At 41.1% G+C, this 14,965-nt stretch carries 14 protein-coding genes; 9 read left to right on the forward strand and 5 right to left on the reverse strand.

Going from position 1 to position 14,965, the window contains the following annotated elements:
* Nucleotides 1–53: 53 nt before the first annotated feature.
* The 5 genes from J2755_RS05640 (at nucleotide 54) to porB (ending at nucleotide 4,550) form a co-directional block, all read left to right on the forward strand.
* A complete protein-coding gene (locus J2755_RS05640) occupies nucleotides 54–962 on the forward strand; it encodes a tRNA dihydrouridine synthase (protein WP_245312726.1) in 909 nt (302 codons plus the stop codon).
* Nucleotides 963–1,655: 693 nt separating this feature from the next.
* Nucleotides 1,656–2,201 (forward strand): pyruvate ferredoxin oxidoreductase subunit gamma, encoded by a 546-nt coding sequence (locus tag J2755_RS05645; RefSeq protein WP_209680801.1) that lies wholly within the window; start codon nucleotides 1,656–1,658, stop codon nucleotides 2,199–2,201.
* Nucleotides 2,201–2,461, forward strand: coding sequence for a pyruvate synthase subunit PorD (gene porD, locus J2755_RS05650; protein WP_209681424.1), 261 nt, complete (start codon nucleotides 2,201–2,203; stop codon nucleotides 2,459–2,461). Before J2755_RS05645 ends, porD begins: the two co-directional genes overlap by 1 nt.
* A complete protein-coding gene (gene porA / locus J2755_RS05655) occupies nucleotides 2,461–3,675 on the forward strand; it encodes a pyruvate synthase subunit PorA (RefSeq protein ID WP_209680802.1) in 1,215 nt (404 codons plus the stop codon). The genes porD and porA overlap by 1 nt, the downstream gene beginning before the upstream one ends.
* A complete protein-coding gene (gene porB / locus J2755_RS05660) occupies nucleotides 3,672–4,550 on the forward strand; it encodes a pyruvate synthase subunit PorB (protein WP_209680803.1) in 879 nt (292 codons plus the stop codon). Before porA ends, porB begins: the two co-directional genes overlap by 4 nt.
* A 143-nt stretch (nucleotides 4,551–4,693) precedes the next feature.
* On the opposite strand, the gene J2755_RS05665 is transcribed toward porB, so the two are convergent.
* The 3 genes from J2755_RS05665 to J2755_RS05675 all read right to left on the reverse strand — a co-directional run bounded on the left by J2755_RS05665 (nucleotide 4,694) and on the right by J2755_RS05675 (nucleotide 7,650).
* Nucleotides 4,694–4,987: a hypothetical protein gene (locus tag J2755_RS05665; RefSeq protein WP_209680804.1), complete on the reverse strand. Its 294-nt coding sequence runs from the start codon at nucleotides 4,985–4,987 to the stop codon at nucleotides 4,694–4,696.
* Between the two features lie 239 nt (nucleotides 4,988–5,226).
* Entirely contained in the window at nucleotides 5,227–6,129 is a 903-nt protein-coding gene (locus J2755_RS05670; protein WP_209680806.1) for a mechanosensitive ion channel family protein, read from the reverse strand.
* An 84-nt stretch (nucleotides 6,130–6,213) separates the two neighbouring features.
* Entirely contained in the window at nucleotides 6,214–7,650 is a 1,437-nt protein-coding gene (locus J2755_RS05675; RefSeq protein ID WP_394357558.1) for a dicarboxylate/amino acid:cation symporter, read from the reverse strand.
* 83 nt (nucleotides 7,651–7,733) lie between these two features.
* Here J2755_RS05675 and nth point away from each other — a divergent pair, with 83 nt between their 5' ends.
* Complete coding sequence (nth, locus tag J2755_RS05680; RefSeq protein ID WP_245312728.1) at nucleotides 7,734–8,396, forward strand: endonuclease III; 663 nt, start codon at nucleotides 7,734–7,736, stop codon at nucleotides 8,394–8,396.
* Between the two features lie 108 nt (nucleotides 8,397–8,504).
* The gene (locus J2755_RS05685; RefSeq protein WP_209680810.1) at nucleotides 8,505–9,638 is read left to right on the forward strand and encodes a DUF4367 domain-containing protein; all 1,134 of its coding nucleotides are present in this window, start codon (nucleotides 8,505–8,507) and stop codon (nucleotides 9,636–9,638) included.
* On the opposite strand, the gene J2755_RS05690 is transcribed toward J2755_RS05685, so the two are convergent.
* Nucleotides 9,627–10,445, reverse strand: a complete 819-nt coding sequence (locus J2755_RS05690; protein ID WP_209680812.1) for a tryptophan-rich sensory protein — start codon at nucleotides 10,443–10,445, stop codon at nucleotides 9,627–9,629. The genes J2755_RS05685 and J2755_RS05690 overlap by 12 nt on opposite strands.
* 93 nt (nucleotides 10,446–10,538) lie before the next feature.
* Here J2755_RS05690 and J2755_RS11540 point away from each other — a divergent pair, with 93 nt between their 5' ends.
* Together J2755_RS11540 and J2755_RS05700 are read left to right on the forward strand one after the other, a co-directional pair.
* Complete coding sequence (locus J2755_RS11540) at nucleotides 10,539–11,912, forward strand: cryptochrome/photolyase family protein (RefSeq protein ID WP_209680813.1); 1,374 nt, start codon at nucleotides 10,539–10,541, stop codon at nucleotides 11,910–11,912.
* A gap of 103 nt (nucleotides 11,913–12,015) precedes the next feature.
* Nucleotides 12,016–12,156 carry a zinc ribbon-containing protein gene (locus J2755_RS05700; protein ID WP_209680815.1) on the forward strand — a complete coding sequence of 47 codons (141 nt, stop codon included), beginning with the start codon at nucleotides 12,016–12,018 and terminating at the stop codon, nucleotides 12,154–12,156.
* 197 nt (nucleotides 12,157–12,353) lie between these two features.
* Here the strand turns inward: J2755_RS05700 and J2755_RS05705 are convergent, their stop codons facing one another.
* Complete coding sequence (locus J2755_RS05705; protein ID WP_209680817.1) at nucleotides 12,354–14,918, reverse strand: TIR domain-containing protein; 2,565 nt, start codon at nucleotides 14,916–14,918, stop codon at nucleotides 12,354–12,356.
* Between the last annotated feature and the right edge of the window lie 47 nt (nucleotides 14,919–14,965).

Here is a 14,965-nt window from a genome sequence, read left to right on the forward strand (position 1 = left end):
GCAAAATGCAATCCAAGAACACTTTTTTTCAGGGGAAGTTAATTCTCGCCCCTATGGCTGATGTTACAAACCGGGCTTACAGGATCCTCTGCAAAAGGTATGGAGCCGACTATTGCATTACGGAAATGGTGAATGCAGATGCCATTTTGCATGCTGATTCCGGAGCACTTGGCAGGGCGGAATCCGCTGACGAAGAAGGCCCCTACGGAATACAGCTGTTTGGCAGCAATCCGGAAACAATGGGGGAGGCCGCTGCAATTCTAACTGAGAAATTCATGCCTTCAAGTATTGACATCAATTTCGGCTGCCCGTCTTCCGCTATAATGAGTTGTGGTGCAGGCTCGGCTCTTCTGGGGTCTCCGGATAAAATCTATTCTATTGTAGAATCTGTTTCAGAAGCTACCGAGATTCCGATAACTGCGAAAATACGAATTCTTGACAATATCGATGATACGCTGGAAATTGCCAGAAAAATCGAATCTTCCGGTGCATGTGCACTGGCCGTTCATGGCCGGACTGCAAAAATGGGTTACTCGGGAGTTGCGAATCATGAGTTTACCCGCCGGATATGTGAGGAAGTTTCAATTCCTGTTATTGCAAACGGGGATATTGTGGATGGTCCGAAAGCTGCAGAGGTACTTGAATATACAGGTTGTCAGGCATTGATGATCGGGAGGGCTGCCATGGGAGATCCTGATATTTTCCATCGAATCGGCTCTTATCTTGAGAATGGTGAAATTGTTCAGGCCCCTGCTTGTGAGGATAAATTGACCTGCCTTTCAGAGTACCTCAAGTTGCTTGAGGAGTTTGATCTTGTCTCCCATGTGAATCTGCAGGCACATTCGGGATGGTTTTTGAAGGGGCTCAAAGGTGCGAGGAAAATGCGTTCATCTTTGCAGGGTGTACGAGACCCGGAAATAATTCTGGAGAATCTTAGAAGGATATGCTCTGAAGGTGTCTAAACGACAGTCTGAAATGATAGGAGTGTTTATCATCTGTTCTTAGATCACAATTCTCAATTGTGTGTATTTTGCCTTGGTTTAATTCATTGAAGCTTTCTATTGAAATTATGGGGGTTATAGCAAGTCCCCGAAATATATTTATTCAGTCACCTATTTATTGATCAATGTTATCATTGTGTGGAGGTTACATTTAGTATCGGCATAGAGATCAGCATTTTAAGTCTTCTTATGAACTTGATTTCGAGGTTTTTGTCTCATTTTAAGTTCAAACTTCAAAACGTACATGGAGGAATAAGAATGATTGCAAAATTGGTTTCTGAATTGAGTAGGGGCGTCGGCGCGGAGGTATAAAACCTCCCTATTCATTCTTTATGCTAGGTATTAATTGTGACAAGCCACGTTCGACGCCCACTTCGGTGGAGCAAGAGGGCTTCAAAGCCCTCCTCCGCACAAATCATCTTTTTTAGTTGGCAAGGAATCTATCCCGATTCCTATTTCAGTTTGATGTATATGGTAGATTAATCTTACCAATTCAAAATATTCGAACGTTGTCATCACCGAAAGACTAAATAGTAATAATGATTGTACACCATTAAACATTGCAGATAGGAGTCCCTAACATTTTTTGACATGTGGCGAGGCTCTGATGTAATATTATCAATCTAATTTCCGTTATTATTGTGGAGAGTTAACATGAAAGAAATTCGGATACACGGAAGAGGAGGACAGGGCTCGGTAACTGCTGCTGAGTTATTGGCCGTTGCTGCTTTTGAAGATGGCCAGTTCAGCCAGGCCTTCCCAGCCTTCGGTGTGGAGAGGCGTGGTGCTCCGGTTCAGGCCTTCACTCGTATAAGTGATGTTCCTATCAGGCTCAGGAGTCAGGTTTACGAACCAGATTACGTAATTGTACAGGATCCAACTCTGCTTGAAGTCGTGGACATTGCAAGCGGTGCCAAAGATACTGGTGTTATCATCATCAACAGTGACTTTGACCCAGAGGAATTTGACCTTAATACAAAAGCAAAAGTCATGACTGTAAACGCTACAAAAGTCGCTCTTGACATTATTGGCAGACCAATTGTTAACACTGTTTTGCTCGGTGCATTCGCAGGTGCAACCGGTGAAATCCAGCCGGATTCCATTGTGCGTGCAGTCAAGGAAAGGTTCCCGGGCAAGATCGGGGACAAAAACGCAGAGGCTTTACTTGAAGCTTACAACCAGATCAGAGGTGATGCATGATGAGTATCAGGCTTGGCGGAGTTTGCGAACCAGGTTCTACCCGCGTAAACAAGACCGGTGGATGGAGAACATTCAGACCCGTGTATGATTATGACAAGTGCATCAAATGCAAATTGTGTGAACTGTTATGCCCTGACATGTCAGTACTTGAATGGGAAGACGGTTATTTCCAATTCGACTATGATTTCTGCAAAGGATGCGGCATTTGTGCAAATGAATGTCCAAAAGATGCAATCTCCATGGTACTGGAGGAGAAATAATGGCAGTTATTCGTGATCTTAACAAGGATAAAATGGATGTTGTGGAAGGTTCCTATGCGGTTGCTCACTCTGTAAAAGTGTGTAAACCAAATGTAATCTCAGCATATCCAATCACTCCACAAACTCACATTGTGGAAGACCTGTCACAATTCATGGCCGACGGTGAAATACCAAACTGTGAATATATCATGGTAGAGTCCGAATTCTCTGCACTCTCCGCTCTGGTTGGTTCCGCGGCAGTAGGTGCAAGATGTTACTCTGCTACCACATCACAGGGTCTGGAACTCATGCATGAGATACTTTTCAATGTATCCGGTATGAGGCTTCCAATCGTCATGACAATTGCCAACAGGGCTGTTAGTGCTCCAATCAATATCTGGAATGACCAGCAGGATTCAATCTCCCAGAGGGATACCGGCTGGATACAGCTTTATGCTGAAGATCTTCAGGAAGCTTCTGACATGACTGCACAGGCATATAAGATAGCTGAGGACAAGGACGTCATGCTTCCGGCAATGGTCTGCATGGATGGTTTCATTCTTTCTCACGTTTATGAACCTCTGGTGCTTCTTGAGCAGGATCTCGTGGATGAATATCTTCCTCCATACAATCCTGAATTAACACTTGATTCAAAGAACCCAATGACTTTCGGAGCATTTGCTGATCCGGAGAGCTACACTGAATTCAGGTATCTCCAGCAGAAGGCGATGAACAATGCTCTTGCCAAGATTGAGGAAGCTGCAAGCGACTTCCAGAAGGTCTTTGGCCGTTACTATGGCGGACTTGTTGACGAGTATGAAACCGAAGATGCCGAAATTATCCTGATGGCAATGGGTTCAGTTATCGGAACAATCAAGGATACAATTGATGCTCTCAGAGCAAAAGGTGTGAAGGTAGGTCTTCTTAAGGTAAGATCTTTCAGGCCTTTCCCGGTTGAAGCTATCCACAATGTTATCAAAAACGCAAAAGTCGTTGTTGCAATTGACAAGAATATTTCTCTTGGTCTCAATGAAGGTGCCCTTTTCACCGAAACCAAGGCAAGTCTCTACAACACCAGTATTGATGTGCCGGTTATCGGCCGTATGATTGGTCATGGTGGCCGTGACATTCCGGTAAGCACCATTGAGAAGATTGTTGATGAAGCAGCAAACGTTATGAAATCAGGTATATCGGTCGAGAGCCAGTATGCTGATTTGAAGGAGGAATTGCTATGAGTTTCCTTTTTGAAGCAGGGCACAGAGGATGTGCAGGCTGCTGTGACGCAATGGTAGCCAAGTTTGTCCTGATGGCTGCAGGCGAGGACTGTATTGTCATATCCCCGACGGGATGTCTTGAGGTTATGACCACTCCTTACCCTGAATCCTCATGGGGCGTTCCATGGATTCATTCATTGTTTGAGAATGCCGGTTCAGTTGCTTCAGGTGTTGAAGCCGGACTTAAGGCACTGGGCAAGTTCGAGAAGACAAAAGTTATCGCAATGGGCGGTGACGGCGCGACTCTTGATATCGGAATGCGTGGTATTTCCGGTGCATTCGAAAGAGGCCATGATATGACCTATGTCTGTATTGACAACGAGGCATACATGAACACCGGTGTCCAGAGAAGTGGTGCAACACCATTTGACGCATCCACAACCACCAGTCCTGCAGGTTCCGAATCTTTCGGAAACCCACGTCCAAAGAAGGACATGCCTGCTATTATGGCCGCACATGGTTCTCCGTATATTGCAACATGTTCACTTGGTTATCCAAAGGACTTGATCAAGAAGGTCAAGAAGGCCCTTGAAGTTGAAGGTCCAACCTATATCCATGCACATGCACCATGTACAACAGGATGGGGATTCGATACTTCCAAGACCGTGGAAATTGCCAAGCTGGCAGTCCAGACCGGTCTCTGGCCACTGTATGAAATGGAAGACGGTGAAATTACTTCAGTGAAGAAAATAGGCAAGCAGAAAAAGCCTGTTGAGGATTACCTGAAGATGCAGCGCAGGTTCAAACACCTGTTCACAAAAGAAGGCGGTGACGAGGAACTTAAGAAGATCCAGGCACTTGCCGACGAAAATATTGTTAAGTTCGGGTTAGAATAAACCCGACTCTTCTCTTCTTTTTTCTTTTTCCAGATTTAATTGAGCTCTGGCTCTGGAAATATCTGAGTTGTTGTTTTTTGCAAAAAAAGGATGAAAGTGAAGATTTTGGGACAAATGATTTGTTGTCCCGTAGTATAATTTAATTATTCGACTTCTATCTCAATGCCACCTAATTTCCCGGCTACACCGTTATATATTGGGGCAGTAATTATACCAGCAGCGAACCCCATCACTCCGTAAATAAGTGGAAGCAGGAGAAGTGATCCAATTCCCGGCATTGTTCCAGCCGCCGTGGTTTCGGGGCCAATGCCAAAACCAATCGGAAATGACATAATGGTCATGTAAATTCCGACTATAACACCCAGGATGCCATGGATTATTCCTAAAATCTTCGCAAGGGAAAGAGCACCGATTTTTTTAATAGATACAGCTGTCATTTTTCGTACCTCCTGACTACTCTAATTAAAATACAAATAAAATATATTAACCTATTCATAGTAAAAGAATTGGCAAAATTTGTCCCATCCGGACTATATCTCCTAAGGTAATCAATGGAGTTTATTCGCTCATGTTTTCATGGGCAAAGGGAGGTATTTTCACATTGTTCCCGGCAACCGTTCCAATTGCGGCTATACAGGTGGTTTTGGAGACGTATACTCCGTATTAGAAAAAACGATTACTTCGCCTTTAGAAAATCCATTTCTTCCAGAATCATGCCAAGTATCTTGTGACGCACTGTTTCCCTTTCATCAAAAGTTGATCTGTAGTAAGCTGTCAGTTTTAGTCCGTCACTATCGGAATCCAGCACCAGTTTCATGTTTATGTTCTCAACTTCTCTGGCTTTCTCAACAACACTGGTAATCCTTGTTTTGAGATCCTTGGGGATTTCTTCCAGATAATAATCAAAAGTTGATTCAAAAGCGCTTACACCATAGTTTTTAATGGGTTTTTCCAGGAATACTTTGTTTGGTATTTTGTAATATCCTCCGTGCCTGGATGGATATATTACTACGTAAAAAAGGCCGATATGTTTTACCTGCCCCTCTTCCTCTCCCACATTTATGTAATCCCCAATTTTAAACGGTTTTTTTGTTAGCAGTATGAACCAGATAAAATATGAAAGGATGACGTCCCTTATGGCAAAAGCAAATCCGGTAGCAATAAGACCCAGGAATATCACGATGTTTTGTGAGCTTATTCCAACCTGCCAGAAAATAATGACAGTTGCCAGTACATAAACAAAGGCAATGTATATCTTGCTGAGTAGTATTTTTTCTTCCCTTTTTCCCACGCTCTCAAACCAGTTTGGAATGATATTCACGGTGAATTTGAGGAATATGGTGGCTAATGCATAGGAAATCAATACAATGTCCACCAATTTCAGGAAATCAAGAATAATATCCGGAATTGTTACCCACAATTGACTATCGGCAATAAGAACAATAGATATGGGGAGGATGAAAAACAGGAATATAATTATGATATGATTTAGCAATTTATTGGAAATTTTAGTTTTCACATGCTCTTTTTTGAATTTTCTCCGGAACGTTTTCTTCTCGGAGGGGTTCGTTGAATCCATTTCCATTTGCCTTCTTTTCTTGAAATGACCCTTAATAGCAGTTCTAGTTTAAAAACTAGCGTATTCTTCTCTTCAGAGCAGGATTCAGGAGTGGGAATTCACGACAACGTCTTCTCTCTTCATCCTTCTTTCCCTTTCTCTCAGATTAGATTCCAGACGCTCTTCTTCTGCGGTTTTTTCTCCTCCAACCCACCTGTCAACAACCGTGCATGCCACAATATCTCCTGTCACATTGACGGAAGTGCGGCTCATATCCAGAATACGGTCTACGCCTATTATGAGAGCAATACCACTTGCCGGAATGCCTACGCTGTTTAATATCATGGCAAGGATTACAATTCCCACCCCCGGAGTTGCCGGGGTTCCGATGGATGCTCCCACTACGGTTATCATGATTATGGCGAGTTCCCCAATTCCCAGATCCACACCAAAAACCTGAGCAAGGAATACGGCAGCAACGCTCTGGTACAGTGCTGTTCCGTTCATGTTGATAGTTGCTCCCAGCGGGATGACAAACTGGGACACAGAAGGCCTGACGTTAAGTTTCTCTTCCGCAGTTTTAATTGAGAGGGGCATGACTGCAGCAGAACTTGATGTGGAAAATGCCAGCAGGAGCAAGTCACGTACTGATTGTAAAAACTTCATAGGATTCATTTTTGTTAAGACAAAAACAATGATCAGGTAAATCAGCATCATAATCAGCAGGCCGGCAAGCACTGTTCCCACATACACAGTCATGCCCAGAAGGGTGTCAATTCCCAGATTAATCGTGAATTTTGTCAACAGGCCAAATACAGCAAACGGTGCCAATAGCATGCTCCATTTTACAACTGTCATGGTGACTTCCTGTACTGAACCCAGCAGTTCCAGGAGTGGTTTGGAGCTTGCAGGTGCCATGGAAACAAGTGCGATCCCTATAATTACTGAGAACATGACAACCTGCAGCATTTGTCCTGTCACAAGGGCACTTAACGGATTAGTCGGAAGCAGCGTTCCAACAAGTCCCTGAACATCGGAAAGCGATGGCATATCCATTTCATTCTGCGGAGTGACATATGCTGAATTTTCCATAGTTGACTGGAGTATGTCACCGCTCAGAAACATGCCCGGCTGCACAAGTGTTGCTATGCCAAGACCTATGATGATGGCGATTGCGGTGGTTGCCAGGAAAAATGCTACGGTTCTAAGTCCCATCTTACGCAATTGCTCCATATTCTCACCGGATGCAATTCCACGGATAATGGATGCAAAAACAAGAGGAACAACGATCATTTGTAGCAATGCCAGGAATATGTAACCAGGGATGGCTATCCACTCCCCTATTATGTTTGCTGTGTCTGGCGCTATAAATCCAGCCGACGGTCCCAGCAACAGGCCGGCGATAATTCCCAGAAACATCCCCAACAATATCTTAAGCCATAGTCTCTCCTTGATAAGGGCTTGAAGCTGATAGCTTAGGTTTTTGAGGGAACGTGGGTGTATTACCTCCAGGGGGTGGAAGATTTTTCGATTCATTTTCATTTAACCTATATCCTGAGGAGTTTTAACTATTACCTTCGTTAGCTATTCTTTGAATAGTTGTAACAAAATCCCATATCTTTATTATGGCATGCGAAGTATGTAATAACATGGTCTCCGACAACCGATCCAATTTTCCCGCTATCTGGGAGATCCTGCAAAATGAATACCCTAATCCCCAACCTGCACTTCATTTTAACAATCCTCTTGAGTTACTTGTTGCAACCATTCTGTCCGCCCAGTGCACCGATGCGCAGGTGAACATGGTTACAGAGAAGCTTTTCAAAAAGTACAGGTCTGTAGAGGATTTCGCGAATGCCGATCAGGAAACCCTTGAAAAGGAAATCTATTCCACCGGTTTTTACCGCAACAAGGCGAAACATGTCAGGGAAAGTGCACAACTCATCATCACGGAATTCGGCAGTGAGGTCCCAAACACCATGGAAGACTTGCTGAAACTTCCGGGAGTTGCCCGCAAGACTGCTAATATTGTGCTTGCACGGGGTTTTGGGGTTGTTGATGGTGTGGCAGTTGATACTCATGTTAAACGTCTCTCAGGGAGGCTTGGATTTAGCAAAAACAAAGATCCTGTGAAAATCGAGCAAGACCTGATGCAACTCACGAGGCGGGAAGAATGGGATGATCTTTCCATGACCCTAATCCTGCACGGGCGCAATGTCTGCGATGCCCGCAAGCCGAAGTGCGATATTTGTAAGATTAGTGAGCTTTGTCCTTCGAGTCTGGTTTGAATAGCTACGCATGTACTACAAACCAAATCACATTTACTACATTTGCACTATAAAGATTATATTTTTATAATGTAAGCACTTCTACTCCATTACTTACGGAGTGGAAGTATGAATATACAAAATTTAACGCTAATTTTATTGATCACAGCCGTCCTTCTTTTTTCCGCGGGATGCGTCGGCGAAGATAGCACTGCTGAGCAAATTGCTGAGGAATATGAACAAAGACAGTCTGAGATAGAGGACTATTCTGCTACAGTTCATGTTACGGCATCTACGGCTACGCAGGAAATGGTGTCTGTAAGCGAAATAATCTACAAAAACCCTGGCAAGGTAAGAGAAACGATCAAGGAGTTCTCTTATACTGAAAAAGAACCTGAACAACTTTCAGCAGACACTTTCACTTTTTTTTATAATTCATGGCAAAATGAAGGTTCGGTTGTTGCTTCCAATGGGGAAACCATGTGGATATTTGATCAGGGGCAGAATGCTGTAATTGTTGGAGAAGCAGACCCAATGGCTATTTATTATGGATATCGTGTGGACTCGTTTGAATTAGTTGAATTGTTAATTGATGAGAATGATTTCACTCTTGAAGGAACTTCCAGCATCGATGGTAGAGAAACTTACGTAATTCACGGAAGTCCTAAAGACGATTACCCCATCGAAATGAAAGCATGGATTGACACAGAAACGTGGATGCCACTAAGGTTTGAAATGCATGGTACAGAGTCATCATTTGACACGATTATCGAATACAGGGATCTGGAACTTAACACAGGAATCCCGGATTCTGAGTTTGAGTTTGAAATTCCGGAAGGGGTTGAAGTCATAGCCTTTGATGAATATGTCAATGCAGCCCCACAGGGGCCAACTATTGATGAAGCACAGGAACTGATTGAAAATGATATTCAAGTGCCTTCATACATTCCAGAAGGATTTGAGTTCTATAGCGCTTCTGCAGATACTTTTTCGTCCGGCAGCATTCAGGAAATCACGTTCCTTAGATATAGTAATGGCTCTGCATTTATCTCAATACATGAACAATTCTTTGAAAATGAAATAGGTTTTGAAATTGAATATGAGGGAGCGGAAGTTGATATCAATGGAGCGACTGGAAAACTTAAGGTGGATGAAGAAGATGGATCTGTATCTCTTTTCTGGGTTGACGGGAATGCAATGATCATAATCAGTGGCCAGATTGGCTCAGATGAGATTCTCAAAATTGCCAGATCAATGGAGTGATGTCTTTTCTTTCACTCTTCCTTTCCTTTTTGAGATCACCAGATAAGCCACAGCGAGAAGCAATAATGCGATACAAACAATTGTTGTATTGATTATTGCAGGATATTGATAGCCAAATCCTTCCGGTGAAATATGCTTTAGCAATATTCCTGAGTATGCCCAAACAATAACAAGCCCGTAGGCAATATCCTTGTTTTTAAGCATGGTTGCAATTGCGATCACAATTCCCAGGAAAATTACTATAATAGCCCACAAGACATCACTCAGGATAAAATCTTTCCATCCTAGACTGACAAGAAGAATGGTTGCATTTGCAATGGTTGCTACTGTTATCCATCCGAAGTAAACGCTAAAAGGCAATCTAACAAAGAAATATTCCATTTTTGAAAACTGTTCTTTTCCTGTAAGCTGATTTATCAGTATAAGGCAAACCAGAATCACAATCATCAGCAACATGGATAATGGGATTATTTCGTAATGCCATGCGAATATCCATGATGCATTGGCAATGGAAGATACAGAGAACAGGATTCCAATTTTATTAATGAGCTCAGTTTTGTAGGTGTTTGTTTTTCCCTGAAAAATTCCAAGCTGGTAGAGCGTGTAACCTGCCAGTAACAGGTATATAAGCCCCCAGATGGCAAAAGTCGCTCCTGCTGGAGCAAAAAGATTTTGATACGAGTCTGATACCTGTCCAGCAGTGACGCCATTAATCGGGAGGGCGTTGGCCAGGAAATTGACGAAAACCATTATTAAAAAGGTGGCTAACGTGACAATTTGAATAATTTTTCTCTGATCTGTGTTCATTCCATCATCTCCCCTATTTCTCCCCAGTCAATGCGAATACAATTATTGTTTAATCTATTACTTCATTATATACACAACTAGCGAGGTGTGGAAGTGGGGAAATATGCGAAATCACTTTTTGTTTTCAGGCGCGACTTCCGTGTGGATGATAATACCGGTTTGATAAGTGCCCTGCAAAATTCAGAGGAAGTAATTCCATGCTTCATATTTGATCCGGGACAGACTGAAAAGAACCGATATTTCAGCAGGAATGCATTCCAGTTCATGGGGGAATCACTGCTGGATCTTGAGGTTCAACTTGAAAGCAGGGAAGGCAAATTACACATTTTTCAGGGGAAGGCACATGATGTCATTGGACAACTGATTGAAAATCAGCAAATAGAAGCCGTATTTGTAAACAGGGACTATACTCCTTTCAGTAGCAAAAGAGATTCTCTGATTGAAGAAGTGTGCAATAAGCATCAGGTAGGCTTTTTTGCGAGTCCCGATATTCTTCTCAATGAACCTGAAGACATAGCGACTAAAGACGGAAAAAAGTATTCTGTTTTCACTCCTTTCTTCAAAGCATCACGCAGCTTTCCTGTTGAGTATCCTTCCATGGTGGAATCAGGAAACTTTTTCAAAGGCAATATAAAAGGTGAGGATCGAGGTATCCTGAAACACATTCTGAAAGATCGTAATGAAAACCTTTACTCAAAGGGTGGCCGGGAAAACGGATTAGAGATCCTCGACAATCCGAAGCGTTTTGAAAACTATCAGGATGAAAGAGATTATCCTGCACTTGACGCTACCACCGGGCTTTCGGCTCACAATAAATTCGGCACGGTTTCTATCAGGGAAGTCTATCATTGCCTAGCTGATGAGTTTGGTAAAAATCATCCACTGATTACCCAGCTCTACTGGCGTGATTTTTTCACCCACCTTGCTTACAACAATCCGCATGTGTTCGGCCATTCGTTCAGGAAAAAATACGATTCATTGAAATGGATTGATGATAAGGACAGCTTCAGGAAATGGTGTGAAGGAAAAACGGGTTTCCCGATAGTTGATGCCGGAATGAGGCAGTTGAACACCACCGGCTACATGCACAACCGGGTAAGGATGATTGCAGCATCTTTTCTTGTAAAGGACTTGCACATCGACTGGAGGTGGGGGGAGCGCTATTTTGCCCAACATCTTGTTGATTACGATCCCTGCGTAAACAACGGCAACTGGCAATGGGCAGCATCCACAGGTGCGGATTCCCAGCCATACTTCCGAATTTTCAATCCATGGCTGCAGCAAACAAAGTTCGATAAAGATTGTGAATACATCAAAACATGGGTTCCTGAACTGGCGGATGTTGATCCAAAGCGTATTCACAGGCTTGGGCATGATGAAAAACATCGCATTCCGGATTATCCGGCACCGATTGTTGATCACAGCAGGGAGAGGGAACAGTCCTTATTCATGTTTAAATCAGCATAATATGGGTTGAATCCTGAAGATATTTCCTGAATCCGGTTACTGAGGTAAAATTGATAAACCATCTAACAAATATTTATTTGAAATAGATTTCAGGAGGTAAAAGATGGTTTACAAATGCGGGGAAAAACCCGGAAAAGGAACATATATCTGTTTGGTGTGTGGCACAAAAGTAACGCTTGATGACGATGATGATGTTTTGCCACCATGCCCGACATGTGGAAATTGTGAATACAAAAAGGAATAATTTGCTTTTGGGCAGGTTTTTCCTTCCCAATTCTATTTCTCAGGGGGGATTTGATTTCAAATATTGGATCACCGGGATTGAAGATTCGGTATTTGAGATTCCTGAAAATGTGATGGTAATCACTTTTGAGTTATTAAGTGGTTGGCTTTTGAAAGACGATATGTTCTTCTCACATGTGGATTTTTCAAGCTACACAATTATCCTTCATGTGTTTGTTCTGGAATCGTAATTTTTGAAGAAATTCCTAGTTGACTATTCAGACGTTGTCTATCTGCGTATGTTATTCTATTCAAAGTGCAGTAGTTAATAACCATTAGTCGAATAGCTTTTTTTGCTATAGCTGAAAAACTATCTTCATTGTTTTTCCCTGCAATTTCGGAGATTCTTACATTTTTGTTGTATTCCATTAAGATGCCATGTTTTACCAGAAATGATGCAGGTGTATCAACTTCATCGCAAACCTTTTTAACAATTTCAAGCAATTTGTCAGATCCTAGTGAATGAATTATTTTTTCAATAAATCCACATACAACAAAATAGTTAATGTTCCAAAATAGTTTATTAGCCATCTCCTTTTTTTCTTCTAGATTTGGTTTGTTGTGCGTATCCTTGATTTCTTCTAGATGATCCATCCGCTCAGCTATAAAATCCACAATTTCATTTTGATTTGTCTCGTCTTTAATTAAATCAAAGAAAGCTGATAAAACTCTCAAGTGGATATCCATTCCGTCTTCAAATAATTTCTCTAGCTCTGCTTTTTTCAGTGAACCCGCCCTATTTTTTATGATACATCCCATCACTTCTACTGTTTTTACAGCTCTCCTTAATTCGATAGCGAAATTATCATTTTCAGGGAATTCATCACTCTGTTCTACGCTTTCATTGGATTGTTCGAGTTCGTCCTGAAGGGTTAGCAGCTCCATTCTTTCCTTTTCGGGATTATTATTAGATGGTGGTAAGACTGCTTTTACGATATTATGTGCTTGAGCATCGAAAAATTTGGTCTCTTTTTTTGTTAATGTTGCAGGCCTATATTTTTTAAATAGCGAAAGTGCCACACCTTCTATTTCCTCAAATATTCTATTATTTTTGGAGTGGTGGGTTAGAAAAATAGATATGTATGCATTTTTGTTTTGATGGAGATTGTTTAGTATTCTTTTAATTTCTTCTATCACCTTTGTATCATCGATGTGATCTGAAAGATATTTGGCAACAAAGTAATAATAGAAATATGGGTATCTAAATGAATAATTTCTGAAACTATCAATTGACACAATTTCGCTTAGGTTGGAAAGTACAATCTCTTCTTTTATTGGAAGATTATAAGTTTCTTGATATGAAACCATAAACTGAGCAAAGTCTTCAGGACTTAGTTCTTCTTTATTTTCTTCGTGAATGTGGTATGCCAGCTCGGTTAAAAAATTAATATAAATATCAATTTCATCGTTTTTCACACCATTTCTTCTTAAATAGAAATATATAAACGCTTGATAGCAGTAACCTTGCGAGGTTATTTCTTGGTCAAGAGAAATTGAAAATGTTTCGTATGCAAGTATAGTTGATAGTATGAAGAAAGGGTATGCAGGCATGATTCCTTTTCCAATGTTTTTGCCTAAGGTGGAATTGATAAGTCCCGTGTGCTTGTCAATACTTTGATAATCGGTAACAATATCGTTATCTGACAAACTTACCCATTTTTTGACCAATCCATATCTCAGAGAAGGTTTTAATTCTTTTATCCTAAAGTTTGCAAATGAGGAAATCAGCGTTTCATCTTCAATGTTCAATCCGAAAATATCGTCGACAACTAGGATGGAGTGTGTATAATTCAATAAATTATCAATATGTTTTTCCTTGTTTTTGGCATAGTGAAAATCATCTACTATTGGAATTATTCTATTCTTGTCAATTTCAATATTCTCAAAATTCTCATATTGTTCATCTAATGAAGCGGAGATGAAATTTTCGATTTTACCTACAAATCTATTCCTTTTGTCAGAAATATAAACAGGAATAAGGTTCAAATCCCTAAGATCTGAGTATATTTTCTTACACAAAGTTGTCTTGCCTGATTGGGCTTCTCCAGATATGATGATCCTTTTGCATTCTAATAGGTTGTCTACTAATAAATCAGAACTAACTTTTTCATCTACCTTATAATCAACATACTTTTCTAATTCAACTGGAACAAAAATATCATCCAAGAAGAGTTTTTCCTTTTTTGAGTTTGCTTTTGTTAGCATCTCAGTATCTTGCAAGAAATTTTTGAAATCATCTTTTAATGCAAGATGCTTTATTTTCAGTTCATTCATAGCTATATTTTTTAATCGAGTGTACACTTCATGCCATGCCTGATCTGAGTTTGAAAAATCTGAAACCGGTTTTCCATCTTTAGGAGTTGCTAATAAATCTGAAATCCCTTTGTTATCTAGCCATCCACATGGGGATAAAATGATTGGAAGTACCGAAACCATCCTTTTGCATCTTAACTCGAGAGCTTTTTCTTTTTCGATTCTGCAATTTTCAGAGCTCAGAAAATTCGCCGACACAAATAAACAAATAATATCTGCATTCTCCAATTTTTGATCAATTTGTTGTTGGTACTCGCCAGATAATATATTTCCATCATACCATTCATCTATTAGCCCTTCTGCTTTGAGGGGAGCGATATGGTTTAGGAAATTGTCAATATGTGGAGAATTGGGTTCATTGTCTTTGTGCGAATAGCTAAGGAAAACCTTCAATCCATTATTATTTTGCATTGTGCGAACCTCTTCATTATCTTGAGTTTTTAAAAATAGAATTAAAC

Source organism: Methanohalophilus levihalophilus (genome assembly GCF_017874375.1).
GTDB lineage: Archaea > Halobacteriota > Methanosarcinia > Methanosarcinales > Methanosarcinaceae > Methanohalophilus > Methanohalophilus levihalophilus.

What these genes read in the sequence shown, in the direction of transcription:
- porB (WP_209680803.1), top strand. Translation starts at nt 3,672, where the DNA reads ATGAGTTTCCTTTTTGAAGCAGGGCACAGAGGATGTGCAGGCTGCTGT.
- J2755_RS05645 (WP_209680801.1), top strand. Translation starts at nt 1,656, where the DNA reads ATGAAAGAAATTCGGATACACGGAAGAGGAGGACAGGGCTCGGTAACT.
- J2755_RS05670 (WP_209680806.1), bottom strand. Translation starts at nt 6,129, where the DNA reads ATGGATTCAACGAACCCCTCCGAGAAGAAAACGTTCCGGAGAAAATTC.
- J2755_RS05690 (WP_209680812.1), bottom strand. Translation starts at nt 10,445, where the DNA reads ATGAACACAGATCAGAGAAAAATTATTCAAATTGTCACGTTAGCCACC.
- J2755_RS05665 (WP_209680804.1), bottom strand. Translation starts at nt 4,987, where the DNA reads ATGACAGCTGTATCTATTAAAAAAATCGGTGCTCTTTCCCTTGCGAAG.
- porA (WP_209680802.1), top strand. Translation starts at nt 2,461, where the DNA reads ATGGCAGTTATTCGTGATCTTAACAAGGATAAAATGGATGTTGTGGAA.
- J2755_RS05675 (WP_394357558.1), bottom strand. Translation starts at nt 7,650, where the DNA reads ATGAAAATGAATCGAAAAATCTTCCACCCCCTGGAGGTAATACACCCA.
- J2755_RS05700 (WP_209680815.1), top strand. Translation starts at nt 12,016, where the DNA reads ATGGTTTACAAATGCGGGGAAAAACCCGGAAAAGGAACATATATCTGT.
- porD (WP_209681424.1), top strand. Translation starts at nt 2,201, where the DNA reads ATGAGTATCAGGCTTGGCGGAGTTTGCGAACCAGGTTCTACCCGCGTA.
- J2755_RS05685 (WP_209680810.1), top strand. Translation starts at nt 8,505, where the DNA reads ATGAATATACAAAATTTAACGCTAATTTTATTGATCACAGCCGTCCTT.
- J2755_RS05705 (WP_209680817.1), bottom strand. Translation starts at nt 14,918, where the DNA reads ATGCAAAATAATAATGGATTGAAGGTTTTCCTTAGCTATTCGCACAAA.
- nth (WP_245312728.1), top strand. Translation starts at nt 7,734, where the DNA reads ATGGCATGCGAAGTATGTAATAACATGGTCTCCGACAACCGATCCAAT.
- J2755_RS05640 (WP_245312726.1), top strand. Translation starts at nt 54, where the DNA reads ATGGCTGATGTTACAAACCGGGCTTACAGGATCCTCTGCAAAAGGTAT.